The 24,435-nt window shown below is 72.0% G+C and carries 23 protein-coding genes and 1 pseudogene; 10 read left to right on the top strand and 14 right to left on the bottom strand.

What is annotated here, in order from left to right; translation table 11 throughout:
- Positions 1-275: 275 nt before the first annotated feature.
- Together ACWEOH_RS13510 and ACWEOH_RS13505 are read left to right on the top strand one after the other, a co-directional pair.
- Positions 276-1,376 (top strand): ABC transporter ATP-binding protein, encoded by a 1,101-nt coding sequence (locus tag ACWEOH_RS13510; protein ID WP_452031670.1) that lies wholly within the window; start codon positions 276-278, stop codon positions 1,374-1,376.
- A 127-nt stretch (positions 1,377-1,503) separates the two neighbouring features.
- A complete protein-coding gene (locus ACWEOH_RS13505) occupies positions 1,504-2,820 on the top strand; it encodes a DUF4032 domain-containing protein (RefSeq protein WP_452031668.1) in 1,317 nt (438 codons plus the stop codon).
- 53 nt (positions 2,821-2,873) lie between these two features.
- Here ACWEOH_RS13505 and ACWEOH_RS13500 read toward each other — a convergent pair whose 3' ends face one another.
- Positions 2,874-4,232 (bottom strand): dihydrolipoamide acetyltransferase family protein, encoded by a 1,359-nt coding sequence (locus ACWEOH_RS13500; RefSeq protein ID WP_452031666.1) that lies wholly within the window; start codon positions 4,230-4,232, stop codon positions 2,874-2,876.
- The gene (locus tag ACWEOH_RS13495; protein ID WP_452031664.1) at positions 4,232-6,442 is read right to left on the bottom strand and encodes an alpha-ketoacid dehydrogenase subunit alpha/beta; all 2,211 of its coding nucleotides are present in this window, start codon (positions 6,440-6,442) and stop codon (positions 4,232-4,234) included. Before ACWEOH_RS13495 ends, ACWEOH_RS13500 begins: the two co-directional genes overlap by 1 nt.
- A gap of 203 nt (positions 6,443-6,645) precedes the next feature.
- Here ACWEOH_RS13495 and ACWEOH_RS13490 point away from each other — a divergent pair, with 203 nt between their 5' ends.
- The 4 genes and pseudogenes from ACWEOH_RS13490 to ACWEOH_RS13475 all read left to right on the top strand — a co-directional run bounded on the left by ACWEOH_RS13490 (position 6,646) and on the right by ACWEOH_RS13475 (position 8,807).
- A complete protein-coding gene (locus tag ACWEOH_RS13490; protein WP_452031662.1) occupies positions 6,646-7,170 on the top strand; it encodes a VOC family protein in 525 nt (174 codons plus the stop codon).
- Between the two features lie 5 nt (positions 7,171-7,175).
- Positions 7,176-7,889, top strand: coding sequence for a GntR family transcriptional regulator (locus tag ACWEOH_RS13485; protein ID WP_452031660.1), 714 nt, complete (start codon positions 7,176-7,178; stop codon positions 7,887-7,889).
- 15 nt (positions 7,890-7,904) lie between these two features.
- A pseudogene (locus tag ACWEOH_RS13480) lies at positions 7,905-8,387 on the top strand (NAD(P)-dependent oxidoreductase); the annotation flags it as partial.
- Between the two features lie 9 nt (positions 8,388-8,396).
- The gene (locus ACWEOH_RS13475; RefSeq protein ID WP_452031941.1) at positions 8,397-8,807 is read left to right on the top strand and encodes an NAD-binding protein; all 411 of its coding nucleotides are present in this window, start codon (positions 8,397-8,399) and stop codon (positions 8,805-8,807) included.
- Between the two features lie 48 nt (positions 8,808-8,855).
- Here the strand turns inward: ACWEOH_RS13475 and ACWEOH_RS13470 are convergent, their stop codons facing one another.
- Entirely contained in the window at positions 8,856-9,566 is a 711-nt protein-coding gene (locus ACWEOH_RS13470; protein WP_452031658.1) for an SDR family NAD(P)-dependent oxidoreductase, read from the bottom strand.
- A gap of 51 nt (positions 9,567-9,617) precedes the next feature.
- Positions 9,618-11,000: a M24 family metallopeptidase gene (locus ACWEOH_RS13465; protein ID WP_452031656.1), complete on the bottom strand. Its 1,383-nt coding sequence runs from the start codon at positions 10,998-11,000 to the stop codon at positions 9,618-9,620.
- Between the two features lie 119 nt (positions 11,001-11,119).
- Here ACWEOH_RS13465 and ACWEOH_RS13460 point away from each other — a divergent pair, with 119 nt between their 5' ends.
- On the top strand, positions 11,120-11,794 hold the full coding sequence (locus tag ACWEOH_RS13460) for a helix-turn-helix domain-containing protein (RefSeq protein WP_452031655.1): 675 nt from the start codon (positions 11,120-11,122) through the stop codon (positions 11,792-11,794).
- A gap of 40 nt (positions 11,795-11,834) precedes the next feature.
- Here the strand turns inward: ACWEOH_RS13460 and ACWEOH_RS13455 are convergent, their stop codons facing one another.
- The 3 genes from ACWEOH_RS13455 to ACWEOH_RS13445 form a co-directional block, all read right to left on the bottom strand.
- Positions 11,835-12,833 (bottom strand): zinc-dependent alcohol dehydrogenase, encoded by a 999-nt coding sequence (locus ACWEOH_RS13455; protein ID WP_452031653.1) that lies wholly within the window; start codon positions 12,831-12,833, stop codon positions 11,835-11,837.
- Between the two features lie 62 nt (positions 12,834-12,895).
- Positions 12,896-13,207 carry a Dabb family protein gene (locus ACWEOH_RS13450; protein ID WP_452031651.1) on the bottom strand — a complete coding sequence of 104 codons (312 nt, stop codon included), beginning with the start codon at positions 13,205-13,207 and terminating at the stop codon, positions 12,896-12,898.
- Positions 13,204-14,691 carry an amidohydrolase family protein gene (locus tag ACWEOH_RS13445; protein WP_452031649.1) on the bottom strand — a complete coding sequence of 496 codons (1,488 nt, stop codon included), beginning with the start codon at positions 14,689-14,691 and terminating at the stop codon, positions 13,204-13,206. The genes ACWEOH_RS13450 and ACWEOH_RS13445 overlap by 4 nt, the downstream gene beginning before the upstream one ends.
- Positions 14,692-14,836: 145 nt before the next feature.
- Between ACWEOH_RS13445 and ACWEOH_RS13440 the strand changes: the two genes are divergently transcribed.
- The gene (locus ACWEOH_RS13440) at positions 14,837-15,865 is read left to right on the top strand and encodes a ketopantoate reductase family protein (RefSeq protein WP_452031647.1); all 1,029 of its coding nucleotides are present in this window, start codon (positions 14,837-14,839) and stop codon (positions 15,863-15,865) included.
- An 18-nt stretch (positions 15,866-15,883) separates the two neighbouring features.
- On the opposite strand, the gene ACWEOH_RS13435 is transcribed toward ACWEOH_RS13440, so the two are convergent.
- The 5 genes from ACWEOH_RS13435 to ACWEOH_RS13415 form a co-directional block, all read right to left on the bottom strand.
- Positions 15,884-16,444 carry a pyridoxamine 5'-phosphate oxidase family protein gene (locus ACWEOH_RS13435; protein WP_452031645.1) on the bottom strand — a complete coding sequence of 187 codons (561 nt, stop codon included), beginning with the start codon at positions 16,442-16,444 and terminating at the stop codon, positions 15,884-15,886.
- Positions 16,445-16,502: 58 nt separating this feature from the next.
- On the bottom strand, positions 16,503-17,528 hold the full coding sequence (gene rlmB / locus ACWEOH_RS13430) for a 23S rRNA (guanosine(2251)-2'-O)-methyltransferase RlmB (protein WP_452031643.1): 1,026 nt from the start codon (positions 17,526-17,528) through the stop codon (positions 16,503-16,505).
- Positions 17,525-18,949, bottom strand: a complete 1,425-nt coding sequence (gene cysS, locus ACWEOH_RS13425) for a cysteine--tRNA ligase (protein WP_452031642.1) — start codon at positions 18,947-18,949, stop codon at positions 17,525-17,527. The genes rlmB and cysS overlap by 4 nt, the downstream gene beginning before the upstream one ends.
- Before the next feature lie 52 nt (positions 18,950-19,001).
- The gene (ispD, locus tag ACWEOH_RS13420) at positions 19,002-20,258 is read right to left on the bottom strand and encodes a 2-C-methyl-D-erythritol 4-phosphate cytidylyltransferase (protein ID WP_452031641.1); all 1,257 of its coding nucleotides are present in this window, start codon (positions 20,256-20,258) and stop codon (positions 19,002-19,004) included.
- A gap of 69 nt (positions 20,259-20,327) precedes the next feature.
- Positions 20,328-20,810 (bottom strand): CarD family transcriptional regulator, encoded by a 483-nt coding sequence (locus ACWEOH_RS13415; protein WP_056734541.1) that lies wholly within the window; start codon positions 20,808-20,810, stop codon positions 20,328-20,330.
- A gap of 161 nt (positions 20,811-20,971) precedes the next feature.
- On the opposite strand from ACWEOH_RS13415, the gene ACWEOH_RS13410 reads away from it, so the two are divergent.
- The gene (locus ACWEOH_RS13410; RefSeq protein ID WP_452031639.1) at positions 20,972-21,436 is read left to right on the top strand and encodes a hypothetical protein; all 465 of its coding nucleotides are present in this window, start codon (positions 20,972-20,974) and stop codon (positions 21,434-21,436) included.
- A gap of 106 nt (positions 21,437-21,542) precedes the next feature.
- Here the strand turns inward: ACWEOH_RS13410 and ACWEOH_RS13405 are convergent, their stop codons facing one another.
- Together ACWEOH_RS13405 and ACWEOH_RS13400 are read right to left on the bottom strand one after the other, a co-directional pair.
- Entirely contained in the window at positions 21,543-22,223 is a 681-nt protein-coding gene (locus ACWEOH_RS13405) for a response regulator transcription factor (protein WP_148733946.1), read from the bottom strand.
- A complete protein-coding gene (locus ACWEOH_RS13400) occupies positions 22,220-23,500 on the bottom strand; it encodes a sensor histidine kinase (RefSeq protein WP_452031636.1) in 1,281 nt (426 codons plus the stop codon). The genes ACWEOH_RS13405 and ACWEOH_RS13400 overlap by 4 nt, the downstream gene beginning before the upstream one ends.
- 200 nt (positions 23,501-23,700) lie before the next feature.
- On the opposite strand from ACWEOH_RS13400, the gene phoU reads away from it, so the two are divergent.
- Entirely contained in the window at positions 23,701-24,354 is a 654-nt protein-coding gene (gene phoU / locus ACWEOH_RS13395; RefSeq protein ID WP_148733944.1) for a phosphate signaling complex protein PhoU, read from the top strand.
- Positions 24,355-24,435: the final 81 nt, after the last annotated feature.

Genomic DNA, 24,435 nt, shown 5'->3' with positions numbered 1-24,435 from the left:
GTGGGCGCGCGCGAATGCATGCGAACGCACCCACGATAGTAGGAAGCGTGTCTGGGAATCACCCAAGCGGATGCCGCGTGCGGGCCGCGTCCGACATGGGAGTCCGCCCCATGCCGGGCACCTCCGTCGCGCGCCGGACCGGACCCTGGCCGCCCGACCCCGATTCGGACCGCGCCTGCGCGTATGCGATACTGAGCGGGCGTCACCGACGACGCACTCATCCATTCACTACGGATCGTCCGGCACGTACCTGCCGGTGAAGGAGAAGCAGAACCATGGCAACCGTCACGTTCGACAAGGCCACCCGGCTCTATCCCGGTGGCACCCGCCCCGCGGTCGACAAGCTCGACCTCGACATCGCAGACGGCGAGTTCCTCGTCCTCGTCGGCCCCTCGGGTTGCGGCAAGTCCACCTCGCTCCGCATGCTCGCGGGCCTCGAAGAGGTGAACGAGGGCAACATCTTCATCGGCGACCGCAACGTCACCGATGTGCCGCCGAAGGACCGCGACATCGCCATGGTCTTCCAGAACTACGCGCTGTACCCGCACATGACCGTCGCCGAGAACATGGGCTTCGCGCTCAAGATCGCGGGCGTCGGCAAGGAGGAGCGCGCCGCTCGGGTCCTCGAGGCCGCGAAGCTGCTCGACCTCGAGCCCTACCTCAGCCGCAAGCCGAAGGCCCTCTCCGGCGGCCAGCGCCAGCGCGTCGCCATGGGCCGCGCGATCGTGCGCCAGCCGCAGGTGTTCCTCATGGACGAGCCGCTGTCGAACCTCGACGCCAAGCTCCGCGTCCAGACCCGCACCCAGATCGCCTCGCTGCAGCGCCGCCTCGGCGTCACCACGGTCTACGTCACGCACGACCAGACCGAGGCGCTCACCATGGGCGACCGCATCGCGGTGCTCAAGGACGGCCTCCTGCAGCAGGTCGGCACCCCGCGCGACCTCTACGAGAAGCCGCAGAACGTGTTCGTCGCCGGCTTCATCGGCTCGCCGGCCATGAACCTGTTCCACGCCGACCTCGTCGATGGCGGCGTCAAGTTCGGCACCGCGACGGTCCCGGTCGACCGCGACGTCCTCTCCGAGGCCTCGAGCGCGCTCGCCACCATCGGCGTGCGTCCCGAGGACATCACCGTCTCCCCCCACGAGGGCGAAGGCCTGGCGGTCGACGTCGACCTCGTCGAGGAGCTCGGCGCCGACGGCTACCTCTACGGCCACTCGGTCGTGGAGGGCAAGCGCACCGACATCGTCGCGCGCGTCGACGGCCGCAACCACCCGAACGCGGGCGAGAAGGTGTACCTCACGGCCACGCCGAACCACGTGCACCTCTTCGACGCCGAGACGGGCGAGCGCCTCGGAAACAAGGCCGTGGTCAGCTGACGCACGACATCGCACGGAGGATGCCGGTCGGGGTTCGCCCCGGCCGGCATCGCCGTTCCCGCGCCGGCGCGGGCCAGGTGCATCCGTCGCCTGCGTCTTCGCTGATGCGCGGCTACGCTGAACGACGATGAGCGGTTCACTTTCGATCACGTCGGCCATGGCCGACCCCGCCCTGCTCGACCTCCCGTGGGACCTGCCGCTGGAGTCGTGGCCGAGCGACGCGATCGCCGCGCTGCCCAAGGGCATCTCCCGGCACCTCGTGCGCTTCGCCCACCTGGCGGGGCACGTCGTGGCGATCAAGGAGACCACGGCCGAGATGGCCAAGGGCGAGTACGAGATGCTGCGGATGCTGCAGCGGCTCGAGATCCCGTGCGTCGACCCGGTCGCGGTGATCACGAACCGCTCCGACGTCGAGGGCGAGGAGCTGAAGCCCGTGCTGGTCACCCGGCACCTGCGCTTCTCACTCCCCTATCGCGCACTCTTCTCCCAGACGCTGCGCCCCGACACCGCGACGCGCCTCGTCGACGCGCTCGCCGTGCTCCTCGTGCGCCTGCACATCGTGGGGTTCTTCTGGGGCGACGTGTCGCTCTCGAACACGCTGTTCCGACGTGACGCCGGCGCGTTCGCCGCGTACCTCGTCGATGCCGAGACCGGCAAGCTCTACGAGGGCGGCCTCTCGAACGGCCAGCGTGAGAACGACCTCGAGATCGCACGGGTGAACATCGCCGGCGAGCTGCTCGACCTCGAGGCGGGCGGCCGCGTGGCCGACGAGCTCGACCCGGTGCGCATCTCGAACGGCATCGTCGAGGCGTACCGCAGCCTCTGGAAGGAGCTCACCGGCTCGGAGTCGTTCTCGTCGGCGGAGCGGTGGCGCATCAACGAGCGCGTCAACCGGCTCAACGACCTCGGGTTCGACATCGAGGAGCTCGCGATCCGCACCGACGACACGGGCACGACCGTGCGCATCCAGCCGAAGGTCGTCGACGCCGGGCACCATCAGCGGCGCCTGCTGCGGCTCACCGGTCTCGACGCCGGCGAGAACCAGGCCCGGCGCCTGCTCAACGACCTCGACTCCTACCGGGCGGCCTACGGCAAGGGCGACCTCGACGAGGAGATGGTCGCGCACGAATGGCTCATGCGCGTGTTCGAGCCCGTCGTGCGCGCGATCCCAGTGGAGCTGCGCGGCAAGCTCGAGCCCGCCGAGGTCTTCCACCAGCTGCTCGAGCACCGCTGGTTCATGGCGCAGCAGGCCGGGCACGACATTCCGCTCGCCGAGGCGGTGTCGTCGTACGTGAACACCGTGCTTCGGCACCGACGCGACGAGGCGACCGTGATCGGTCCGCCCACCGGCTCGACGACCGCCATCGACGTCGTCGCGCCCGACACGTCCGCCATCGCCGTCGTCGACCCCGACGACGAGGAGGACTGGCGGCTCAAGGTCTGAGCGGCTTCGGCGCCGTTCCTCGCCCTGCGCGGGCCCGGGCCGGCGCAGCGCCGTCAGACGAGCAGCCGGAGCGGGTGCTCGACGAGCGCGGTGAACGCGGCGAGCCAGCGCGCGCCCACGGCGCCGTCGAGCACGCGGTGGTCGGCCGAGAGGGTCACGGTCATCCCGGTCGCCGCGACGAGCTCGCCGTCGACGACCACGGGTCGCGGCGTCGCGGCGCCGACCGCCAGGATGCCGGAGCGCGGCGGGTCGATGATCGCCGTGAACTCCGTGGTGCCGTACATGCCGAGGTTGGACACCGAGAAGGCGCCGCCCGAGAGCTCGGCCGGACGGAGATGACCCGATCGGGCGCGGTCCGCGAGGTCGCGGGTCGCGCGGGCGAGGTCGGTGAGCGGCATCCGGTCGACGCCGCGCACGACGGGTGCGATGAGGCCGTCGTCGAGGGCGACGGCGATCGCGACGTCGACGCCGTCGAAGCGCCGGATGGCGTCGCCCAGGAAGATCGCGTTCGCCTCGGGCACCTCCCGCAGCGCCATCGCCACGGCCTTCACGACGAAGTCGTTGAGCGAGATGCGCTCCCCGGTCTGCTCGAGCAGGTCGGCCCGCAGGCGCAGCAGCGCATCGACGCGGCAGTCGGCGCGCACCTCGAAGTGGGGCACGGTCGTGACGCTCTCGGTGAGCCGCCGGGCGATGGCCCGGCGCATTGGCGTGAGCGGCTCGTCGGTGAAGCCGGCTCCGGCCCGTGCGCTCACGGGGCGAGCGGATGCCGCGATGCCGGCCTCCGCGCCCGGCTGCTCCGCCGCGGTGGCCGACGCCGCGCTCGCCTCCGCCATCAGCGCGTCGACGTCGCGGCGCACGATGCGTCCACCGGGCCCGCTGCCCGAGACATCGGCGAGGTCGAGGCGGTGCTCGCGGGCGAGGCGGCGGACGAGGGGGCTCATGAAGCGGCGGCCCGTCGGCGGCTCCTCGGCGGACACGGGCTCGGCGGTCGGCTCGGCCGCGGCATCCGTCGTCTCGGCCGGAGGCGGCGCGGGCGCGTCCTCGAGCACGGGCGCCCCCGACTCCGGATCCGCCGGCGCGGGCACAGGGGCCGGGGCATCCGTCACCCCTGACCCGGCCGTCGCCGCGACGGCTTCGGCGTCCGCCGCGCGCCGCGCGTCGTCGGTCGACTCCCCCGCCTCGGCGAGCACGAGGATCGGCGACCCGACCGCCACCGCATCGCCCGCGCCGACGAGCAGCGCTGCGACGGTCCCTGCGTCCTCGGCGCCGTACTCCACCACGGCCTTCTCGGTCTCGATCTCGGCGACGGGCTGGCCGAGCGCCACGTCGTCGCCGGGCGCGACGAGCCAGGACTGCAGCGACGCCTCGGTCGCGCCGGCCATGACCGCCGGCATCCGGACGACGATGGCCATCAGGCACCGCCCCGGCCGACGCGGATGCGCTCGAGGCCGGCCACGACCTCCTCGGTGCGGGCGATCGCGGCGCGCTCGAGCACCTTCGAGATGCTCGGGCTCGCCTCGCCGCCCGTCACGCGCTCGACGGGCTGGTCGAGCCAGTCGAAGAACCGGCGCTGCAGCTCGTCGGCGAGCCGGCCGCCGTACGACGTGCCTCGGGCGCCCTGCTCGACGATGAGCACGTTGTTCGTCTTGCGGATGCTCGCGCCGATCGTGTCCCAGTCGAGGGAGGCGAAATCGAGCCAGCGAAGGTCGACGAGCTCGGCGTCGACGCCCGACTCCTCGATCGCCTCGAGGCAGTGGCCCACCATCGAGAGGTAGCTGAGGACCGTGACCTCGGCGCCCTCGCGACGGATCGCCGCGCGACCGGGCGGCAGCACGTAGTCGAGGTCTCCCACCGGCACGGGATCGCGACGCGCGTAGAGGTCGACGTGCTCGATGACGAGCACGGGGTCGTCGAGCGCGAGCGCCGCGTTCATGAGCCCGACGTAGTCGGCGGCGGTCGACGGCGCGACGATGCGCCAGCCGGGGCTCGTCGAGAAGACGCCGGCCGGGTCCATGAGGTGCTGGGAGCCGTAGCCCGATCCCATCGCGACCTTCGTGCGCAGCACGAGCGGGATGGGGTTGTCGCCGCCGAACATGTGCCGCGCCTTGCCGATCTGGTTGAACACCTGGTCGGCCGCGACCCATGTGAAGTCCGCGTACATGAACTCGACGATCGGGCGGAACCGCCCGTCGAGCGCGAGCCCGCCCGCGAGCCCTGCGAACGCGTTCTCGCTGATGGGGGTGCCGAGCACGCGACCCGGGTAGGCGGCGGCGAGCCCCTTGGTCGCGCCGTTCGTGCCGCCCGCGAGCCGGTGGATGTCCTCGCCGAGCACGACGATGCGCTCGTCCAGCGACATGCGCCGGTCGAGCACGGCGGCGATGGCGTCGACGAAGCGGGTCTCCTCGTCGGCGCGCGCCCCCGCCTCGGTGCCCGGCTCGGCGGATGCCGCGGGGTCGGCCACGCGCGCCCCCGCGAGCTCGCTCGCATCGCCCCGGATGCCGACGTCGACGAACGACGGATCGGGCCACAGCGCCGGGACGATGCGACGCTGCCCCTCGGTCTCGGGGTCGTCCTCGACCAGCTGGGCGACCGTCTCGCGCATCGCCTGCACGGCCTGCTCGCGCACGGATGCCGCCTCGGCGTCGCCGACGTGCCCAAGCTCGCGGAGCTCTCGTTCGAGCCGCGCGATCGGGTCGCGGTCGCGCCACGACTGCTCCTCGTCCTTCGTGCGGTAGCCGAACGCGCTGCCGGGGAAGGGTCCGTTCTGGTGGAAGTACCGGTACACCTCGGCCTCGATCACGACCGGGCCGCCGCCGGTGCGGAGCAGGTCGAGCGCCTCGGCGGTGGCGAGGTGCACGGCGAGCGGGTCCATGCCGTCGACGCGCCAGGCCGGCGTCGCGAATCCGAGGCCGCGCGCCGACAGCCGCCGCTCGCGCGTCACCTCGTCGATGCGCGTCGCGACGGCGTAGAGGTTGTTCTCGATGAAGAACGCGAGCGGGAGGTCCCAGGCCGATGCGAGGTTCATCGTCTCGAGTACCGAGCCGATGTTCACCGCGCCGTCGCCGAAGTAGGTGAAGGTCGCGTCGCTCGTGCCGGAGTGCCGTTGCGCCCATGCGCTGCCCGCCGCACCGGGTACGCCGCCGCCGACGATGGCGTTCGTGCCGAGCGCGCCCGCCTCGAGCCACTGCAGGTGCATCGATCCGCCGCGTCCGCGGCAGTACCCCTGCGCCAGCCCGAGGATCTCGGCGAGCGTGCGCCGGAGCACCTCGGCGACGTCGGGCGTGACGACCGCGTCGATCGCGAAGCGCCCGCCCGTGACGTGCGTGAGCGCCTTCGCGAGGAACTGGTGGTGACCACGGTGCGAGCCGTTCACGGCATCCGTCGATCGCAGCCCGATGATCGAGCCGACCGCGCCGCCCTCCTGCCCGATGCTCGAGTGCGCCGGCCCGTGCACGAGGCCCGCCCCGGCCAGGTCGAGCACCGCCTCTTCGAACGCGCGGATGAGGTGCAGCTCGGCGAGCATGCCCGTGAGCAGCGCGGGATCGGCGGCCCGCCAGTCCTCCTCGGTCGAGCGCAACTCGATCCACGGGGCGCCGGGGGCGAGGGGCTCGCGGCTGGGCATCACGCCCTCCTCTCCGTCGACGGGGCGCGCGGCGCCGCTCCGACGCGGGCGTCACGTGCCGCCAGCATAGGCCCCGTTGCATCCAATCTCAATGGATTCGACCCCTTCTGCTCGCGTTCGATGGCTTCCAGCGTGATACTGGATCCAATACGACCCGCGACCGGCTCGACCGACGCGGGAGACCGGAACGCGAGGATGCGACCATGCCACTGCCCGGAATGCGAGGCGCCGACCACCTCGGCATCACGGTGCCCGACCTCGAGGAGGCGCACGAGTTCCTCGTCGACGTGCTCGGCGCCCAGTACGTGTACACGCTCGGGCCGTTCCAGCGCGACGACGACTGGATGCAGGAGCAGCTCGGCGTGCACCCCCGCACCGTCATGCGCGAGCTGCGCTTCTACCGACTCGGCCACGGCACCAACCTCGAGGTGTTCCGGTACGAGGCCGCCGACGGCCAGAAGCCGGTGCCGCGCAACAGCGATCTCGGCGGTCACCACCTCGCGATCTACGTCGACGACCTCGACGCGGCGGTCGAGTACCTGCGCTCGCGCGGCGTCGAGGTCATGGGCGAACCCGTCGCGAGCCGCAACGCGAGCGAGGGGCAGCGCTGGGTGTACTTCCGCGCGCCGTGGGGCATGCAGTTCGAGCTCGTCAGCTTCCCGCGGGGCAAGGCCTACGAGTCGGATGCCGCGGTGGTCCTGTGGCATCCCGGGCACCCCGAGGCGTGAGCACCATGACCCAGGCGACGGCGACCCCCATCGCGGACGACACGGGAGCAGCGGCGCACGGCGCGGCCGGACGCCGGATCGCCGACGCGCTGCGCCGCGACATCCTCGACGGCGTGCTCGCCCCCGGCACGCGCATCCGGCAGGAGCGGCTCGCCGAGGAGTACGGTGCGAGCCGTGTACCCGTGCGCGAGGCCATCCGTGCGCTCGAGGGCGAAGGGCTCGTCACGGTCGTGGCGAACACCGGCGCGTGGGTGTCGCGCCTCAGCCTCGCCGAGTGCGACGAGCTCTACCGGGTGCGCGAGCGCATCGAGCCGCTGCTCATCCGCATGAGCATCCCGGGCCTCGACGAAGCGGATGCCGCGGAGCTCGCGCACCTCGCCGACGCCATGGAGTCCGCGGCCGACGCCGACGAGTTCGTGCGCCTCGACCGCGCGTTCCACGACCTCACCTACCGTGGCGCGGAGACGCTCATGCTCGGCGACACCGTCGCACAGCTGTGGAATCGCACCCAGGCGTACCGCCGGGTCTACTCCCGGCTGTTCCTCCGGCACGCGGCACGAGCCGTGCACCACGAGCACCACCTGCTCGTGCACGCCATCGAGACCGGCGACGCCGACGACGCCGAGCGCGTGCTGCTCGGGCACATCCGGCGCACCCGGCTCGCGCTGGCGAAGCATCCCGAGGTCTTCGACGACGCCGACACGGCGTCGCTACAGTGAAGCTGGGCTGAACGGCCGAGCCGACCGCGTGAGGAGCGTGCGATGGCGGAAGTGGGATTCCTGGGCCTCGGGAACATGGGGAGCGCGATGGTGTCCCGGCTCGTGGCGGCGGGGCACGACGTCCTCGTCTGGAACCGGTCGCCGGAGGCGACGGAGCCGCACGTGGCCGCCGGAGCGACCGCAGCGATCACCGCGGCAGAGGCCCTGCAGAGGCCGGTGTCCTTCTCGATGCTCGCCAACGACGAGGCGGCCGAGTCCGTGCTCACCGCCGAGGCGTTCGCCGGCGACCCCGGCCGGCTGCACGTGATGACCGCGTCGATCAGTCCCGACGCGGCCGACCGCATCGCCGCCGTGGCCACCGCCGCGGGCGTGCACTACCTCGCCTCCCCCGTGCTCGGGCGCCCGACCGTGGCCGCCGAGGGCGCGCTCAACCTGCTCGTCGCGGGCGACGCCGACGACATCGAGCGGGCGCGACCCTTCCTCGACGTCCTCGGCAAGCGCGTCTGGGTGCTCGGCCCGAACCCGCGCACGGCGAACGTCGTGAAGGCGGCGGTGAACTACGACATCATCCACGCGATGCAGGCCATCGGCGAGTCCCTCACCCTCGTCGAGTCCGAGGGCGTCGACGCGAACGAGTTCGTCGAGCTGCTCCGCAGCACCCTGTTCGCCGGGATCGTCTACACCTCCTACGGCGACATCATCGCGAACCGCAGGTACCACCCGGCGGGCTTCGACATCTCGCTCGGCCTCAAGGACCTCGGGCTGGCCGAGGACATCGCCGCGGCGGCCGGCGTCGAACTCCCGACGGCCGAGGCGCTGCGCGGCGTCTTCGAGGAGGCGCTCGCCGACCCCGAGCTGCACGACGCCGACTGGTCGGCCATCGCCGAGATCACGCGACGGCGCCTGGCGCGGGACTGACCCGGCGGATGCCGCCGTGGCATCCGCGACGTATCGCCGTCGCCGATGTCAGGTGAGCCGCCACCCCCGGTCGACGTAGACGCTCGTGCCCGAGACCCCGCGGTTGTCGAGCAGGAACTGCACCGCGCCCACCACGTCGGCCATGGTCGCGAGCTCGCCGCCCGGCGTGCGGGTCCGGTACTGGTCGAGCACCCCGGCAGGCTTCGCCGACCAGAACGGGCTGTCGCCGATGATGCCGGGATGCAGCGCGTTCACGCGGATCGGCGCGAGCTCGTGCGCGAGGGTGTTCACGAGGCCCTCGACGCCGCCGTTGATCGTCGAGACCGTCGTCGAGCCGGGATACGGCATGTCCTTCGCACGTCCGCCGAAGAGCACGATGCCCGTGCCGCCCGACGGCTCCAGCCGGTCGAGCAGGGTGTGCACCGTCTCGGTGTAGCCCACGAGCTTCAGCGTGATGAGTCGTTGGGCGCGCACCATGTCGTAGTCGCGGATCGTGTTCGCGTCGCGCTCGATCGCGGCGAGGACGAGGCCGTGCACCGGGCCCTCGATCGCGGCGAGCGCGCCGGCGATCGTCGCGGGCTCCGAGATGTCGACCGCGACGCCCGACGCGCCCGGCCCGACGTCGGCCGCGATCGCCTCGGCCTTCGCGCGATGACGACCCGTGAGCACGACCCGGTCGCCGCGCGCGACCAGGCTGCGCGAGAGCTCCAGGCCGATTCCCGACGTGCCGCCCACCACGACGATCGTTCGTGTCGTCATCTCGTCCGTCCTCCGTTCGTCGATGTCATCGGATGCCGCGCGCCGGCGCGTTCACGCCTCGCCACGTCCCCACGTGGTGTTCAGGTGCGACTGGCTGTCGCGCCGCAGGTCGAGCGGGCCGTCGACCGTGTAGTACCGGCGTCCGGCCACGAGCAGCTCCTCGGCCGGGAACTTCGTGATCACCTCGCAGCCGTCGGCGGTCACGACGACCTCCTCCTCGATGCGCGCGGCGCCCCAGCCGTCGGATGCCGGCCAGTACGTCTCGAGCGCGAAGACCATGCCCTCCTCGAGCACCTCGGGGTGGTCGAGCGACACGAGCCGGGAGAAGATCGGCTTCTCCCAGATCGAGAGCCCGACGCCGTGGCCGTACTGCAGCGCGAAGGCGGCCTCCTCGTCGGCGAAGCCGAACTCCTGCGCCTCGGGCCACACCTCGACGATGTCGGCCGTCGTCGCGCCCGGCCGCACGAGGGCGATCGCGCGGTCCATGTACTCACGGGCCCGCGTGTACGCGTCGCGCTGCGCCGAGCTCGCCGAGCCGACCGCGAACGTGCGGTAGTAGCACGTGCGGTAGCCGTTGTAGCTGTGCAGGATGTCGAAGAAGGCCGGGTCACCGGGCCGGATCAGCCGGTCCGAGAACACGTGCGGATGCGGCGAGCACCGCTCCCCCGAGATGGCGTTCACGCCCTCGACGTACTCCGAGCCGAGGTCGTACAGCGTCTTGGCGACGAGCCCGACGGCCTCGTTCTCGCGAACGCCGGGGCGGAGGAAGCGGTAGAGGTCCTCGTACGCGGCATCCACCATCGAGCACGCCTGCGCGAGCAGCCGGATCTCATCGGAGGTCTTGATGCGCCGGGCCTCCATGAACACCTGCTGCCCGTCGACGACCTCGATGCCCTGCTGCTGCAGCGCGAACAGCACCGGCAGCTCGATGACGTCGACGCCGAGCGGCTGGCCGGCGACGCCGAACTTCTCGAGCTCGCGCTTGATCTTGCGCGCCAGCTCCTCGGCGATGCCGGCGTCGGGGGTGAACGCGCCGCGCAGCGTCGAGATGCCGGCGCGGGCTCCCCGCTCGAGCCGCGGCCGTCGGGCGCCCTCATGCGGGGCGTTCGGATCGGCATCGAGCTCGGCGGTCGTGACGTCGAGCCACGGGTTGTACAGCGCGTGGTGGCGGGCCGCCGACCCGAAGTCCCACGAGATCGGATCGGACTGCCGCGTGAGCAGGCTGAAGCGGATGAGCTTGTCCATCGCCCACGTGCCGATGTGGGTCGAGGTCATGTAGCGGATGTTCGAGAAGTCGAACGCGAGCAGTGCGCCGAGGTCGGAGCGCTCGAGCTCGGTCTTCAGGCGGCCGAGCCGATCCCAGCGCAACCGGTCCATGTCGACGCGAGCCTCCCAGTCGACGGCGTTCATCCCCGTCGTGCCGGTGTCCTTCATGGTCGCCCTCCTCTCGTGGTTGCGGCATCCGTGTGTCGTTGCCGAACGTTGTGCAGCTTCGCTGAACGATTTGCGGTGTATCCTCGCCACCACGAGCAGTGCGAGGGAACGGAGTCGGCATGGCCGCGGAGGATCTCGGCGAGCGGCTGCGCGACGCTCGCCTCCGCCAGGGCCTGAGCCTGCGCGGGCTCGCGAAGGCGCTCGGCGTCTCGCCGAGCCTCATCTCCCAGGTCGAGACGGGCAAGACGCAGCCGTCGGTGTCGACCCTCTACGCGATCGTGAGCCTGCTGGGCGTCTCGCTCGACGAGCTGCTCGGCGTCGGAGCGGTCGCCCCACGCGGCGCGGCGCAGCCGAGCCCCGTGCAGCGCGGGGCCGACAACCCCGTACTCGAGATGGAGAACGGCGTGCGCTGGGAGCGCCTCGCGGTGGGCGACGGCAGCAACGACGCCCTGCTCGTCACCTACGACCCGGGCGCGTCGAGCTCCGTCGAAGGCCGGCTCATGCGCCACGCGGGCGTGGAGTACGCCTACATCCTCGAGGGCGAGCTCACGCTGCAGCTCGACTTCGACACCTTCGTGCTCGGGCCGGGCGACTCCCTCCACTTCGACTCGGTCCGACCGCACCTCTACTCGAACCGGGGCACGACGCCCGCGCGCGGCATCTGGTTCATCGTGGGGCGCCGGGAGCAGCACCGCACGCTGCCCGACGCGCCCGACGCGCCCGAGTTCGACGCCGCGGCCCCGCTGACCTCGGCCGTCGACGTGCTGCGGGCGATGGACGGCCTGTCCCGCTGACGCGGGATGACGGCGCACGACCTGCTCCATCACGACCTCCTCACGACCGGGTGTGCACGGCCGGCCGGGGGGCGGCGATCCACGGGTCGATGAGCGTCTTGATCTGGCGGGCGCCGCCGCGCAGCAGCGGCGCGAGCGCATCGTCGACGAGTCCGTCGAGCGGGAGCACCTCCGCGGCGAGGTCCGACCAATCGGGTCGGGTGCCGAGCAGGCGCACCGCCTCGGGCACGTCGGTCGCGAACACGTGGGCGACGCTGCCCACGACGGCGAGCTCACGCAGGGTCCACGATCCGAACGGCACGGCGACCTCGGTCTTCTGCACGCCGACGGGCACGACGACCGAGCCGGGCACCGCCGCCGCGAACACGGCCTCGAGCCCGTCGGGCGAACCGCTGACCTCGAAGAGCACGTCGGGCTCCACGCCGAGCCGCCGAAGCTGGTCGGGCAGCGGCGCGTCGGCGAGCACCGCGTCGGACGCGCCGAGCGACCGCGCGAGCTCCAGCCGGGCGGGGCTGCGGTCGACCGCGACGACGCGGGCACCGGATGCCGCGGCCGCGAACGTGATGAACGAGCCGATCCCGCCGACGCCGACGACCACGGCGTCCTGACCCGCATGCAGGCCGCTGCGCGACACGACGTGCACCGCGATGGCCATGGGCTGCACGAGGCCGAGCGTGTCGAGCGACAGCCCCGAGTCCGAGACGTCGAGGAGGATGCCGGCGGGCGCCACGACGTAGCCCGCGAACCCGCCGTCGAGCTGCAGGCCGAGCGTGCGGTACTCCCGGCAGAGGTTCGTGCGACCCTCGCGGCAGCGCTTGCAGGTGCCGCAGCTGACGCCCGCGCCGCAGACGACGACCGCGCCCGGTGCAAGCCCGTCGACGCCCTCGCCGACCGCCTCGACGACGCCCGCGAACTCGTGCCCGAGCACGACCGGCGGCACCGTGAGCACCGGCCCGCGGTCGTACTCGGTCGCGTCGGTGCCGCACACGCCGCAGACCGCCACCCGCACGAGCACCTCGCCCGGCCCGGGGCTCGGCACTTCCCGATCCTCCACGCGCAGGTCGCCCGCCGCGTGGAGGACCGCCGCACGCATGGTCCCGGTCACGGGCCGGCGTCCGCACCCAGGTCGAGCTGCACCGCCACGCGGTCGGCGATCATGCGGCCGAGCAGGCGTTCGTACACGGCGGCGTGCGCCGGCGCGTCGAGGTAGGCCTCGAGCGCCCGGGCGTCCTCCACCACCGCGGCGACGCCGTAGTCGGCCGGGCTCGGACGCACCCGCAGGTTGGGCCCGCAGTGGTACGACCGCAGCTCCGGGATCTGCGCGGCCATGTCACGCAGCTGCGAGGTGAGCTCGGCGATGTCGTCGGCGGTGACGTCGTCCTTCCAGGTGAACGCGGCGAGGTGCAGGATCATCGGTCTCCCGTCGCCGCCGTCACGTGGGCGTCGCCCTCGGTGTAGGTGTAGGGGTTCTCGATCTGCTCGGCCGGCGGCAGCTCGGGGTGCATGCCCTCGTCCCAGGCCTGGTCGCCGAGCTTCGAGCGCACGTACTCGACGGATGCCGCGACCTTGTCGGCGATCGGCGCGAGCTCGAGCCCGATGCGCTTGCCCGCGTACTTCACGACGCGTCCGTTCACGACCACCGTGTGCACGTCGGCCGTGCCCGCCTGGTACACGACGTGCGCGTACGGGTGCAGGATCGGCGTCATGGCCGGGGAGTCGTCGTTCTTGACGAGCAGCAGGTCGGCCTTCTTGCCGGGCGTGATGGATCCGATGACGTCCTCCATGCCGAGCGCCTTCGCGCCGCCCATGGTCGCCATGCGCACGACGTCCTCCGCTCGCAGGCGGTTGGCGACGATCGTCTCGTTCACCGCGTGCGCCTCGAGGTGGTCGCGCGAGCGGTCGGCGCTCAGTGTCGCCCGCATCGCAGAGAAGAAGTCCGCGCTCCACCAGACGCTCGTGTCCATCGAGATCGAGGTCGGAATGCCGTAGCGGCGCGCCACCCAGCTCGACGGGTAGCCCTGCCCGGCGCTCTGCTCCGACTCGGTCGCCACCGAGATGGTGCCGCCGGTCGCGGCGATCTTCTGGTAGCTCTGCTCGTTGAGGGATGCCGCGTGCACGTACGTGATCTCGGGGGTCATGAAGCCCGCGTCGTACATCTGCGTGATCGCGGTGTCGGTCGTGGCGCCCCAGACGCCGGCGTGGGTGGTGACCCGGAGTCCGAGCTCGCGTGCGGCCTCGAAGGCGGCGCGCTCGGGGAACTCGGCGGAGCCCGGCACGTCGAACGCGAGCTGCAGTCGCATCATGTCGTCGGGCGACGAGAAGTTGTCGGACACGAACTTCCGGAACTCCGGCGTGTTCGACCACTCCCACGGCCCGGCCAGGTAGTTGCCGTAGGCCAGCACGAACCGGCCCGGGATCTCGCGCAGCGCGGCGAGAGCGGCTTCCCCGTAGTCGGGGTTGCGCAGGCCGTGCGACCAGTCGAGCGTGGTGGTCACGCCCGTGTCGACCGACTCGAGCGCGCTCAGCAGGTTGCCGGCGTACACGTCCTCGGGGCGGAAGACCTCGCCCCACTGCAGGTAGTAGAAGACGAAGTACTGGCTGAGGGCCCAGTCGCCGCCGTAGCCGCGCAGCGCGGTCTGCCACATGTGGCGGTGCGAGTCGACGAAGCCGGGGGTCAGGATGCCGCCCGACGCGTCGATCTCGAGCGTGCCCTCCGGCACCTCGAGCGACGGGCCGACGGCCTCGATCGCGTCGCCGCGCACGAGGACGTCGCCGCCCTCGATGACGCCGGGCGAGTCGACGGTGATGACGGTGGCATTGCGGAAGACGAACGGTCGATCCGCGGTGAACTCGTCGGGACGGGGGGCTCGGGCGGAGGCCGCATCGGCTGCGCTCATCACTTCTCCTCTTCGAGAATGTTCAGCTGCAATCAACACTCTGCCCCCGCGCATGGGCCGTTTGCAACCATTTCTTGCCCGGGTGTTCAATGTGACTGTAGCCCCGGCGCACATGCGTGTTTCCGGGCCGAGCGAAGGAGCCGGCATGACCGATGGCGGGACCGACCTGCGCGTCGCAGTGCTCGGCGCGGGCGCGAACGGTGCCTCGATCGGCGCCGACCTCACGGCGGCCGGCGTCGACGTGACGTTGGTCGAGCAGTGGCCGGCGCACGTCGAGACGATGCGCGAGCGGGGACTCGTGATCCGCATGGCGGACGGCGACCTCGAGGTGCGGCCGCGTGTCGTGCACCTGTGCGAGGTCGCGACGCTGCGGCATGCGTTCGACGTCGTGCTGCTCGTGATGAAGGCGTACGACTCGGAATGGGCGACGCAGCTCATCCGGCCGGTCCTCGCCGACGACGGCGTCGTCGCCGCGGTGCAGAACGGCATGACGACCGAAGACGTCGCCCGGGTGCTCGGGCCCGACCGGGCCGTGGGCACCGTCATCGAGGTGTCGGCGACCATGACCGAGCCGGGCGTCGTGCACCGGCACACGCCGCCCGCGCGCTCCTGGTTCGCGGTCGACGCCCGGCCGGCCGGCGATGCGGTCGCCGCGCTGCTCGCGCACTCGGGCACGGTCGACCGCTTCGAGGACATCGCCGCCGCGAAGTGGATGAAGCTCGTGAGCAACGCGACCACCCTCGTCACGACCGCGAGCCTCGGGCTGCCGATGCTCGATGCGATCGCCGTCCCCGGCATGCGCGAGCTCATGCTCCGTGCCGGGCAGGAGGCGCTCGACGTCGGGCGGGCGGGCGGCCGCGACATCCTGCCGATCTTCGGGCTCGCGGCATCCGACCTCGACCGACCGGACCTCGTCGTCGAGACGATGCTCGACGTGCTCTACGACCGCTTCGTCGTGCCGGGCGCCACGACGACCGTGCTGCAGGACTGGCGCAAGGGCCGACGCAGCGAGGTCGACGACCTCAACGGCACAGTCGTCACCGAGGGCGCCCGGCTCGGGGTGCCCGCGCCGGTGAACCGCGCGGTCGTCGAGCTGGGCCACCGGATCGAGCGCGGAGAGCTCGAGCCCGACCCCGCGAACGTGGGCCTGCTTGCGGCCGCGACCCGGGGATGACCCCAGCCCGGGCGTCGCTCAGAGCGCGACGCTGCGGTTCTCGCCGATGTCGGGCGGACGACGCGTCACGATCGCCGCGGCGGCCTTGACGAGCGAGAACACGCCCGGCTCCGTCTTCGCCCAGTACTCGGCGCCGTCACCGGCCACCTCGACGACGGCGATGCGGGGGTCCTTCCTGCCCTGCGGGAACCACGCCTCGGCGGCGGGGTTCCACAGCTCGTCGACGAGGGTGTCGTCGCGCACGACCGAGGCCCGGCCGGCGATCGACAGGTAGCCGTGGCGCGACGCGAACGAGACGTTCACGACGGGGTCCGCCTCGATCTCGAGCGTCTTCTCGCTCGGGTGCTGCACGAGGAACCGCACGACGCCGTCGAAGTCCTTCTGCAGGACCGCGAGCGGCCGCGCGTGCAGCGTGCCGTCGGCGCCGCGGCTCGTGAAGAGCGCCGTGTCGGCACCGGTGACGAGCTTCGTGATGAGCTCGCGCTCGTCCTCGGAGTCGGGCGGCGGATCCGCGAGCTCGGCTCGCGTGATCTCGGCTGCGGCTCGGTCGTCCGGGATCTCGTCCATGCGGTCGCTCATGACGGGCCACGTTACGTGGGCCGAAGCAGCCGATCGAGGCCTTGACAGCCCCGCCCGACTACTCCGCCGCGCGCAGCTTCGAGATCTCGTAGAGCGTGACGGATGCCGCGATGCCCGCGTTCAGCGACTCGGTCGACGACTCGATGGGGATCGAGACGATCGCGTCGCACGTCTCGGCGACGAGCCGCGACAGCCCCTTGCCCTCGCTGCCGACCACGACGACGATCGGACGGTCGGCCCAGGTGAGCCCGGGCAGCGACACGTCGCCGTCGCCGTCGAGGCCGAGCACGAAGACGCCGCGGTCCTTGAGCGACTTCAGCGTCTGCGTGAGGTTGGCGGCCATGGCCACTGGGACGCGGGCGGCGGCGCCCGCCGAGGTCTTCCACGCCGCGGCGTTGACGCTCACCGAGCGGCGCTGCGGCACGATCACGCCCTGCCCGCCGAACGCCCCCGTCGACCGCAGGATCGCGCCGAGGTTGCGAGGGTCGGTGATGCCGTCGAGCGCCACGAGCAGCGGCGTCTCGTCGCGCGCGAGCACCTCGTCGAGCAGCTCGATCGGGTGGGCGTACTCGTAGGGCGGCACCTTGAGGGCGAGCCCCTGGTGCACCGCGCCCTCACCCGCGAGCCGGTCGAGCTCGGGCCGCATGACCTCCAGGATCGGGATGTTGCGGTTGGTGGCGATCTTCATCGCCTCCTTCACGCGGTCGTCCATCTCGACCCGGGCGGCCACGTAGAGCGTGGTCGCCGGGATGCGGGCGCGCAGCGCCTCGACGACCGAGTTGCGGCCCGTCACGATCTCGGACTCGTCGCCCGACTTCGCCCGGCGCGAGGCGCCCGAGGCGCCTCGGGGAGCACCGGCACGCTGGCCGGCGACCTTCTGGCCCGGCTTGCCCTTGCCGCCCGAGGCGCGGTACCGCTCCTCGGCCGCCTTGCGCTTGCCGGCCGGGTGCCAGGCGCGGTCCTCCGCCTTGGGGGTCGGCCCCTTGCCCTCGAGCGCCTGCCGTCCCTGGCCGCCGGAGCCGACCTGCTTCCCCCTGCTCTTGCGCACCGCTCCGGCGCGCGACTTGCCGCTGCTGCCCTTCATGATCCGAGGCTCCAATGCGTTCCGGTCTGGCTGTCTTCGATGGTGATGCCCGCCGCGGCGAGCTCCGCGCGGATGCGGTCGGCCGCCGCGAAGTCGCGCCCCGCGCGTGCGGCCTGGCGGTCCTCGATGAGGCGGGTGACGAGCGCGTCGAGCGCGGATGCCGCAGGCCCGGCGTCGGGCGCCCAGTGCGGGTCGCGCGGGTCGATGCCGAGGACCTCGACCATGGCGACGACCTGGCCGTGCAGGCTCGCCGCATCGTGCAGCTCCTCGGCGTCGAGCGCCTGGTTGCCCGCGCGCACGGTGTCGTGCAGCACCGCGAGCGCCTGCGGCACCGAGAGGTCGTCGTCCATGGCCGCGGCGAACGCGTCGGGGATCACGGGGCTGCCGACGCCCGCGAAGCGCGTGCCGGCGAGGCGCCGCTCGACCCGCACGAGGAACGAGCGGATGCGGTCGATCGCCGCCTCGGACTCGGCGAGCGACGAGGGCTGGTAGTCGAGCGTCGACCGGTAGTGCGCCGCGCCGAGCAGGTAGCGCACGGCCAGCGGCGTCGCCAGCTCGAGGAGGTCGCTCGCGTAGACGGAGTTGCCGAGCGACTTCGACATCTTCTGCCCGCCGACGTTGACGAGCCCGTTGTGCACCCAGTAGCGCGCGAACGCCTGGCCGTCGGCCGTGGACTGGGCGAGCTCGTTCTCGTGGTGCGGGAAGCGCAGGTCGAGCCCGCCGCCGTGCAGGTCGAACTCCTCGCCGAGGTAGCGGGCGGCCATGGCCGAGCACTCGATGTGCCAGCCCGGGCGGCCGGGGCCCCACGGCGACTCCCATGCCGCCGACGCGGGCTCCTCGGGCTTGTGCCCCTTCCAGAGCGCGAAGTCGCGCGGGTCGCGCTTGCCGCGCGGGTCCGCATCGGCCGCGGCCTCCATGTGGTCGCGCGACTGCCGCGTGAGCTCCCCGTAGGCGGGCCAGCTCGAGGTGTCGAAGTAGACGTCGCCCGAGCCGTCGGGCGCGGCGTACGCGTGCCCCTGCTCGATGAGTCGCGCGATGAGCTCCTGCATCTGCTGCACGCTCGCGGTCGCGCGCGGCTCGTAGGTCGGCGCGAGGATGCCGAGCGACGCGTATGCCGCCGTGAACTCCAGCTCGACGCGGTAGGCGAGCGCCCACCACTCCTCGAACTTCGAGTCCTCCTCATCGGCCGCCGCGAGGATCTTGTCGTCGATGTCGGTGACGTTGCGCACGAACGTCACGTCGTAGCCGCGGTACGAGAACCAGCGACGCATGATGTCGTAGACGAGCGCGCTGCGCAGGTGCCCGATGTGCGGGCTCGACTGCACGGTGGGGCCGCAGACGTACATGCCGACGCGCCCCTCGTGGAGGGGCACGAAGTCACGCAGGGCCTGGGCCTTCGAGTCGTAGAGTCGCACGGTCACCCGCCAAGCCTACCGGCGGGCGCCGCGCCGCCACTCGTGTGACGCGACGAGGTCAGGCGGGCACGACCACGGCCGTCGCGATCGCCGCGATGCCCTCGCCGCGGCCCGTGAACCCGAGGCCGTCGGTGGTCGTGGCCGCGACGCTCACGGGCGCGCCGAGGATGCCCGAGAGGAACGCCTCCGCCTCGCTGCGCCGCGGCGCGAGCTTGGGGCGGTTGCCGAGCACCTGCACCGACACGTTGCCGACCGCCAGCCCCGCCTCCTGCAGCAGCCGGAGGGTCTCGGCGAGGAACACCTCGCCGTGCGCGCCCTCGAAGCGCGGGTCGCCCGTGCCGAACACGCCGCCGACGTCGCCCAGGCCGGCCGCGGCGAGCAGCGCGTCGCAGATCGCGTGGCAGGCGACGTCGCCGTCGCTGTGCCCGGCGAGCCCGCGCTCGTGCTCCCAGTGCAGGCCGGCGAGCCAGAGCGGAGTGCGCGGGTCGTCGGCGAACGCGTGCACGTCGACGCCCGTGCCGATGCGCGGCAGGGCGATCGCGGGCGCCTCGGCGGACTCCTCGATGGGGGCGGCGGCCGCCGCGGCATCCGTCGCCTCGGTCGCAGCGGGCGCGAGACGCGACGCACGCTCGGCGACGATCGCCTGGGCCCGGCGCAGGTCGGCGGGCAGCGTGACCTTGAACGCGCGCGCGTCGCCGGGCACGACGTCGACGGCGAGGCCGGCGGATGCCGCGAGCGCCGCGTCGTCGGTGAACTCCGTCGTCGCGGCGGCGTAGGCGGCGTCGAGCGCCGACCGCGGGAAGCCCTGCGGCGTCTGCACGGCCGCGAGCTCGGACCGGTCGATCGTCTCGAGCACGCGCCCGTGGGCGCCGACGCGCTTGATCGTGTCGACCACGTCGAGGGCGGGGATCACGCCGTGCCCGCGCGCCCGCACGGCCGCGACGACCTCGTCGAAGACGATCGACGGCGTCAGCGGGCGCGCGGCGTCGTGCACGAGCACGGTGTCGACGAGGTGCGGCAGCACCGCGAGACCCGCCGCGACCGACTCCTGCCGGGAGTCGCCGCCCGCGACGACGTCGAACGGTGCGGATGCCGCGGCCGCGGCCGCTCGGAAGCGAGCCCGCGTCTCGTCGACGCGGTCGCCGGGCACCACGAGCACCACGTGCGGCGTCTCGTGCATGCCGAGCACGGCATCCAACGCGACGCCCAGGATCGTGTCGGCGCCGAGCGGCACGAACGCCTTGGGCTCGACGTGCCCGAGGCGCGTGCCGCTGCCCGCGGCGACGACGATGACGGCGACCGTTGACGCGCTCATGGTTCGAGCGTATCGCGCCGCACCCGGCGCGAGGCCGGGTGCGGTGGGACGGTGAGCGGTGGCTCCGCGCTAGGAGGCGAGCACCTCGTCGAGCACGGTCGAGGCCTGCTCCTCGTCGGTCTTCTCGGCGAGCGCGAGCTCGGAGATCAGGATCTGACGGGCCTTCGCGAGCATGCGCTTCTCACCGGCGGAGAGGCCGCGGTCCTGGTCGCGCCGCCAGAGGTCGCGGACGACCTCGGAGACCTTGATCACGTCGCCGGAGGCGAGCTTCTCGAGGTTCGCCTTGTAGCGCCTGGACCAGTTGGTGGGCTCCTCGGTGAAGGGGGCGCGAAGCACCTCGAAGACCTTGTCGAGGCCTTCCTTGCCGATGACGTCGCGCACGCCGACGAGGTCGACGTTCTCGGCGGGAACCTCGATGACGAGGTCGCCCTGCGTGACGTTCAGCTTGAGGTAGAGCTTCTCTTCACCCTTGATGATCCGTTTCTTCACTTCGGTGATCGTTGCGGCTCCGTGGTGGGGGTAAACGACGGTTTCGCCAACCTCAAAAAGCATGAATGAATGTCCTTTCGGCAACTTTCAGGATATCACATTCGGGATCATGCTAAGGTTCGCCACCCCTCCCGGGAGGCGCCTGCGCCGTAGGCTACACTCGGAGCGATCCCCTTCGCGCGGGCTCGCATCCGTTCGCGCGCACGCTCGCTCTTGGAGGTTCTGTGAAGGCGCGTCTCGCGGCATCCGCTGCCCTGGCCATCGTTCTCGCGCTCGGCGCGAGCGGCTGCGCCATGCTCACGTACCAGGCGACCACCGAGAAGTACGAGCCGAGCGACGGCGTCTCGGCCGACGTCGGCGAGCTCGACCTGCGCAACATCCTCATCGTGAGCGAGGACGGCGACGAGGGCACCCTCGTGATGACGGTCGTCAACACGGGCGCCGACGACGCGACCCTGGGCGTGCAGGTCGGCGAGGGCGGCGGCGACGTCACCGAGATCGAGGTCGAGGCCGGCCAGACCGTGGTCCTGGGCTCCGAGGACGAGGAGAAGGTCGTGCTCGAAGGCCTCGACGCCGAGGTCGGCGGCCTGGCGCTCCTCTTCTTCCAGGCGGGCGACGCCGAGGGCCTCGAGAAGCAGGTCCCCGTGCTCGACTCGCGCCTCCCCGAGTACGCCGACCTCGCCCCGTAGGCGGCGCGCGCGACCGCGCGAGCGATGCAGTGCGGGCGGATGCCGCGGCATCCGTGTCGGCGCATGCACGCGCATGCCGTGACCGGCCTGCGAGCGACGCGACCGCCTACGCCTCGAAGCGGTACCCGAGTCCCCGCACGGTGACGAGCTGCACGGGCTCCGACGGCTGGCGCTCGATCTTCGACCGGATGCGCTTGATGTGCACGTCGAGCGTCTTGGTGTCGCCGAAGTAGTCCGAGCCCCATACTCGGTCGATGAGCTGGCCGCGCGTGAGCACGCGACCGGGGTTGCGCATGAGCAGCTCGAGCAGCTCGAATTCCTTCAGCGGCATGGCGATGGGGTCGCCGTCGACCTCGACCGTGTGCCGGTCGACGTCCATGCGCACGCGCCCGCCCTCGAGGATCGCCTCGTCGAAGTCCTCGACCTCGAGCCGGCGTCGCAGCACCGCCCGGATGCGCGCAAGGAGCTCGCGCGTCGAGTACGGCTTCGTGACGTAGTCGTCGGCGCCGAGCTCGAGGCCCACGACGATGTCGATCTCGGAATCCTTCGCCGTGAGCATGATGATCGGCACCGTCGAGCGGGAGCGCAGCTCGCGGCACACCTCGGTGCCCGGCAGGCCGGGCAGCATGAGGTCGAGCAGCACGAGGTCGGCGCCGCGCTGGTCGAACGCGGTGATGGCCGACGGGCCGTCGTCGGCGACCTCCACCTCGTAGCCCTCGCGCTCGAGCAGGAAGCTGAGCGGGTCGCTGAGGGCGATCTCGTCCTCGACGAGCAGGATGCGGGTCACGTACGGTCTCCTCGGTCAGGGGTGGCGACGCGCGTCGCCGGCTCGGTCGCGCGGGACGAACGTCGTGCGCCGCGCTTGGGCTTTCCGGCGGAGGCCGGTGGGATCTGGGATGCGGCGTGCTCGCGCCGCGCGTCGTCGCCGTCGGGCTCGGGCGCCGTCTCGGCGACCGGGAGCCGGATCATGAACGTCGAGCCGCGACCCGGCTTGGACCACACGCGCACGTCGCCGCCGTGGTTCTGCACGGTGTGCTTCACGATGCTGAGGCCGAGGCCGGAGCCGCCCGTGTTGCGGGCACGCGCCTGGTCGACGCGGTAGAAGCGCTCGAAGATGCGGTCGAGCTCCTCGCCGTCGATGCCGATGCCCTGGTCGGTGATGGCGATCTCGACCGTGCCGTCGCTCACCTTGGCGCCGACGCCCACGCGGCCGCCCTCGTTCGAGTAGGCGACGGCGTTCGAGACGAGGTTGTGCACGGCGACGACCATGAGGGCGCGGTCGCCGTAGACCTGCGCCTTCGTCGACGCCTTGACCGCGATGTCGACGTGCTTGGCCGCTGCGACCACGCGGTTCTGGTCGACCGCCGCGGCGATGACCTCGTCGACGGGCACCAGCACGTCGGGCCGCAGCGCATCCCGCGCCTGCAGCCGGGACAGCTCGATGACCTCGCTCGTGATGTGCGCGAGCCTCGCCGCCTCCACCGAGAGCCGGCCGGCGAACCGGCGCACCTGCTCGGGCTCGTCGGCCGCGTGGTCGAGCGCTTCGGCGAGCAGGCTCACCGACGCGATGGGCGTCTTCAGCTCGTGGCTGATGTTCGCCACGAAGTCGCGTCGCACCTCGTCGAGGCGGTGCGCCTCGGTGCGGTCCTCGGCGAGCAGCAGGATGAACCGGGTGCCGAGCCGCGCGACCCGCACCTGGAGGCGCATGGTCGACTCGCCGTAGGGCCCGCGCGCGACGTCGAGCTCCTCCGCCATGGTCTCCCCCGAGCGGCGCACGAGGCCGACGAGCTCGACGAGCTCGGGATGCGTGAGGTGCGACTGGCGCACCAGGCCCATCGCGAGGGCACCGGGCGACGCCTTCAGCACGTTGTTCGACGGATCGAGCACGACGCCCGCGGACTCCAGGACCTCGAGCACCTGGTCGATCCCGTCGGGAACGGTCGGCGCGACCACCCGGGCGGCGCTCGAACCACGGCGCTCGGCCACGTGCAGCACGATCATGAAGGCGGCACCGAGGAAGATGCCGAAGGCCAGTGCCGTGAGCACCAACCACATGGAGTCCATGGCTTCACCATAACCAGTCCGAGCGGATGCTCCGCCCGCGCCGACGGCGAGCGTCCCGAGGTTACGGCGGTAGGTTAACGAGTGTTCAGGGTCCGGGCACCTGTTGTTCACCTCCCGCAGGGAGGATGCCAGAGGCCGGATTCGACCGGTGCGTCCGCGCGCGCTCAGGCGCGGGATCGAGCAGCAAAGGATTTCGTTACATGCGTGAGGTGTTCCAGCAGGAACTGCGCGAGGTGCAGGACCGACTCGTGGAGATCGCCGAGCTCGTCGCGATCTCGATCGACAAGGCGACGCGGGCGTTCAACGAGTCCGACGTGAGCCTCGCCGAGGAGGTCATCGCCGAGGATCCGCGCATCGACCAGGCGACCGTCGCACTCGACGAGCTCGCGATCACCATCCTCGCGCGGCAGCAGCCCGTCGCCCGCGACCTCCGGATCGTCGTGAGCGCGCTGCGCATCAGCGCCTCGCTCGAGCGCATGGGCGACCTGTCGACGCACATCTCGCAGCTCGCCCGCTACCGCTTCCCCGACAAGGTGGTGCCGAAGTCGCTCCGCTCGACGTTCGCCGAGATGGGGGCGCTCGACGTCGAGATCGCGAACAAGCTCACCTCCCTGCTCCGCAGCGAGGATGTGCAGCTCGCCGAGGAGATCCGCAACGAGGACGACAAGGTCGACGCGCTGCACCTCTCGGTGTTCGACAAGGTGCTCGGCGAGAAGTGGAAGGGCGAGGCCGTCGACACGGTCGACGCGACCCTGGCGAGCCGCTACCACGAGCGCTTCGCCGACCACGCCGTCGCGATCGCGAAGATGGTGCAGTACCTCGCGACCGGCGACTGGGACCAGTCGGCGGCCTGACCCGGGCCCGGTCGTCGAGGAGCGCGCCGCGCATCGAGACGGCCCGACCACGCCGAGACACGCGAAGGGCGGAGGATGCGA

The sequence above is a fragment of the Agromyces sp. NPDC004153 genome, from assembly GCF_053603635.1.
This window is presented reverse-complemented; position numbering and strand designations above follow the sequence as displayed.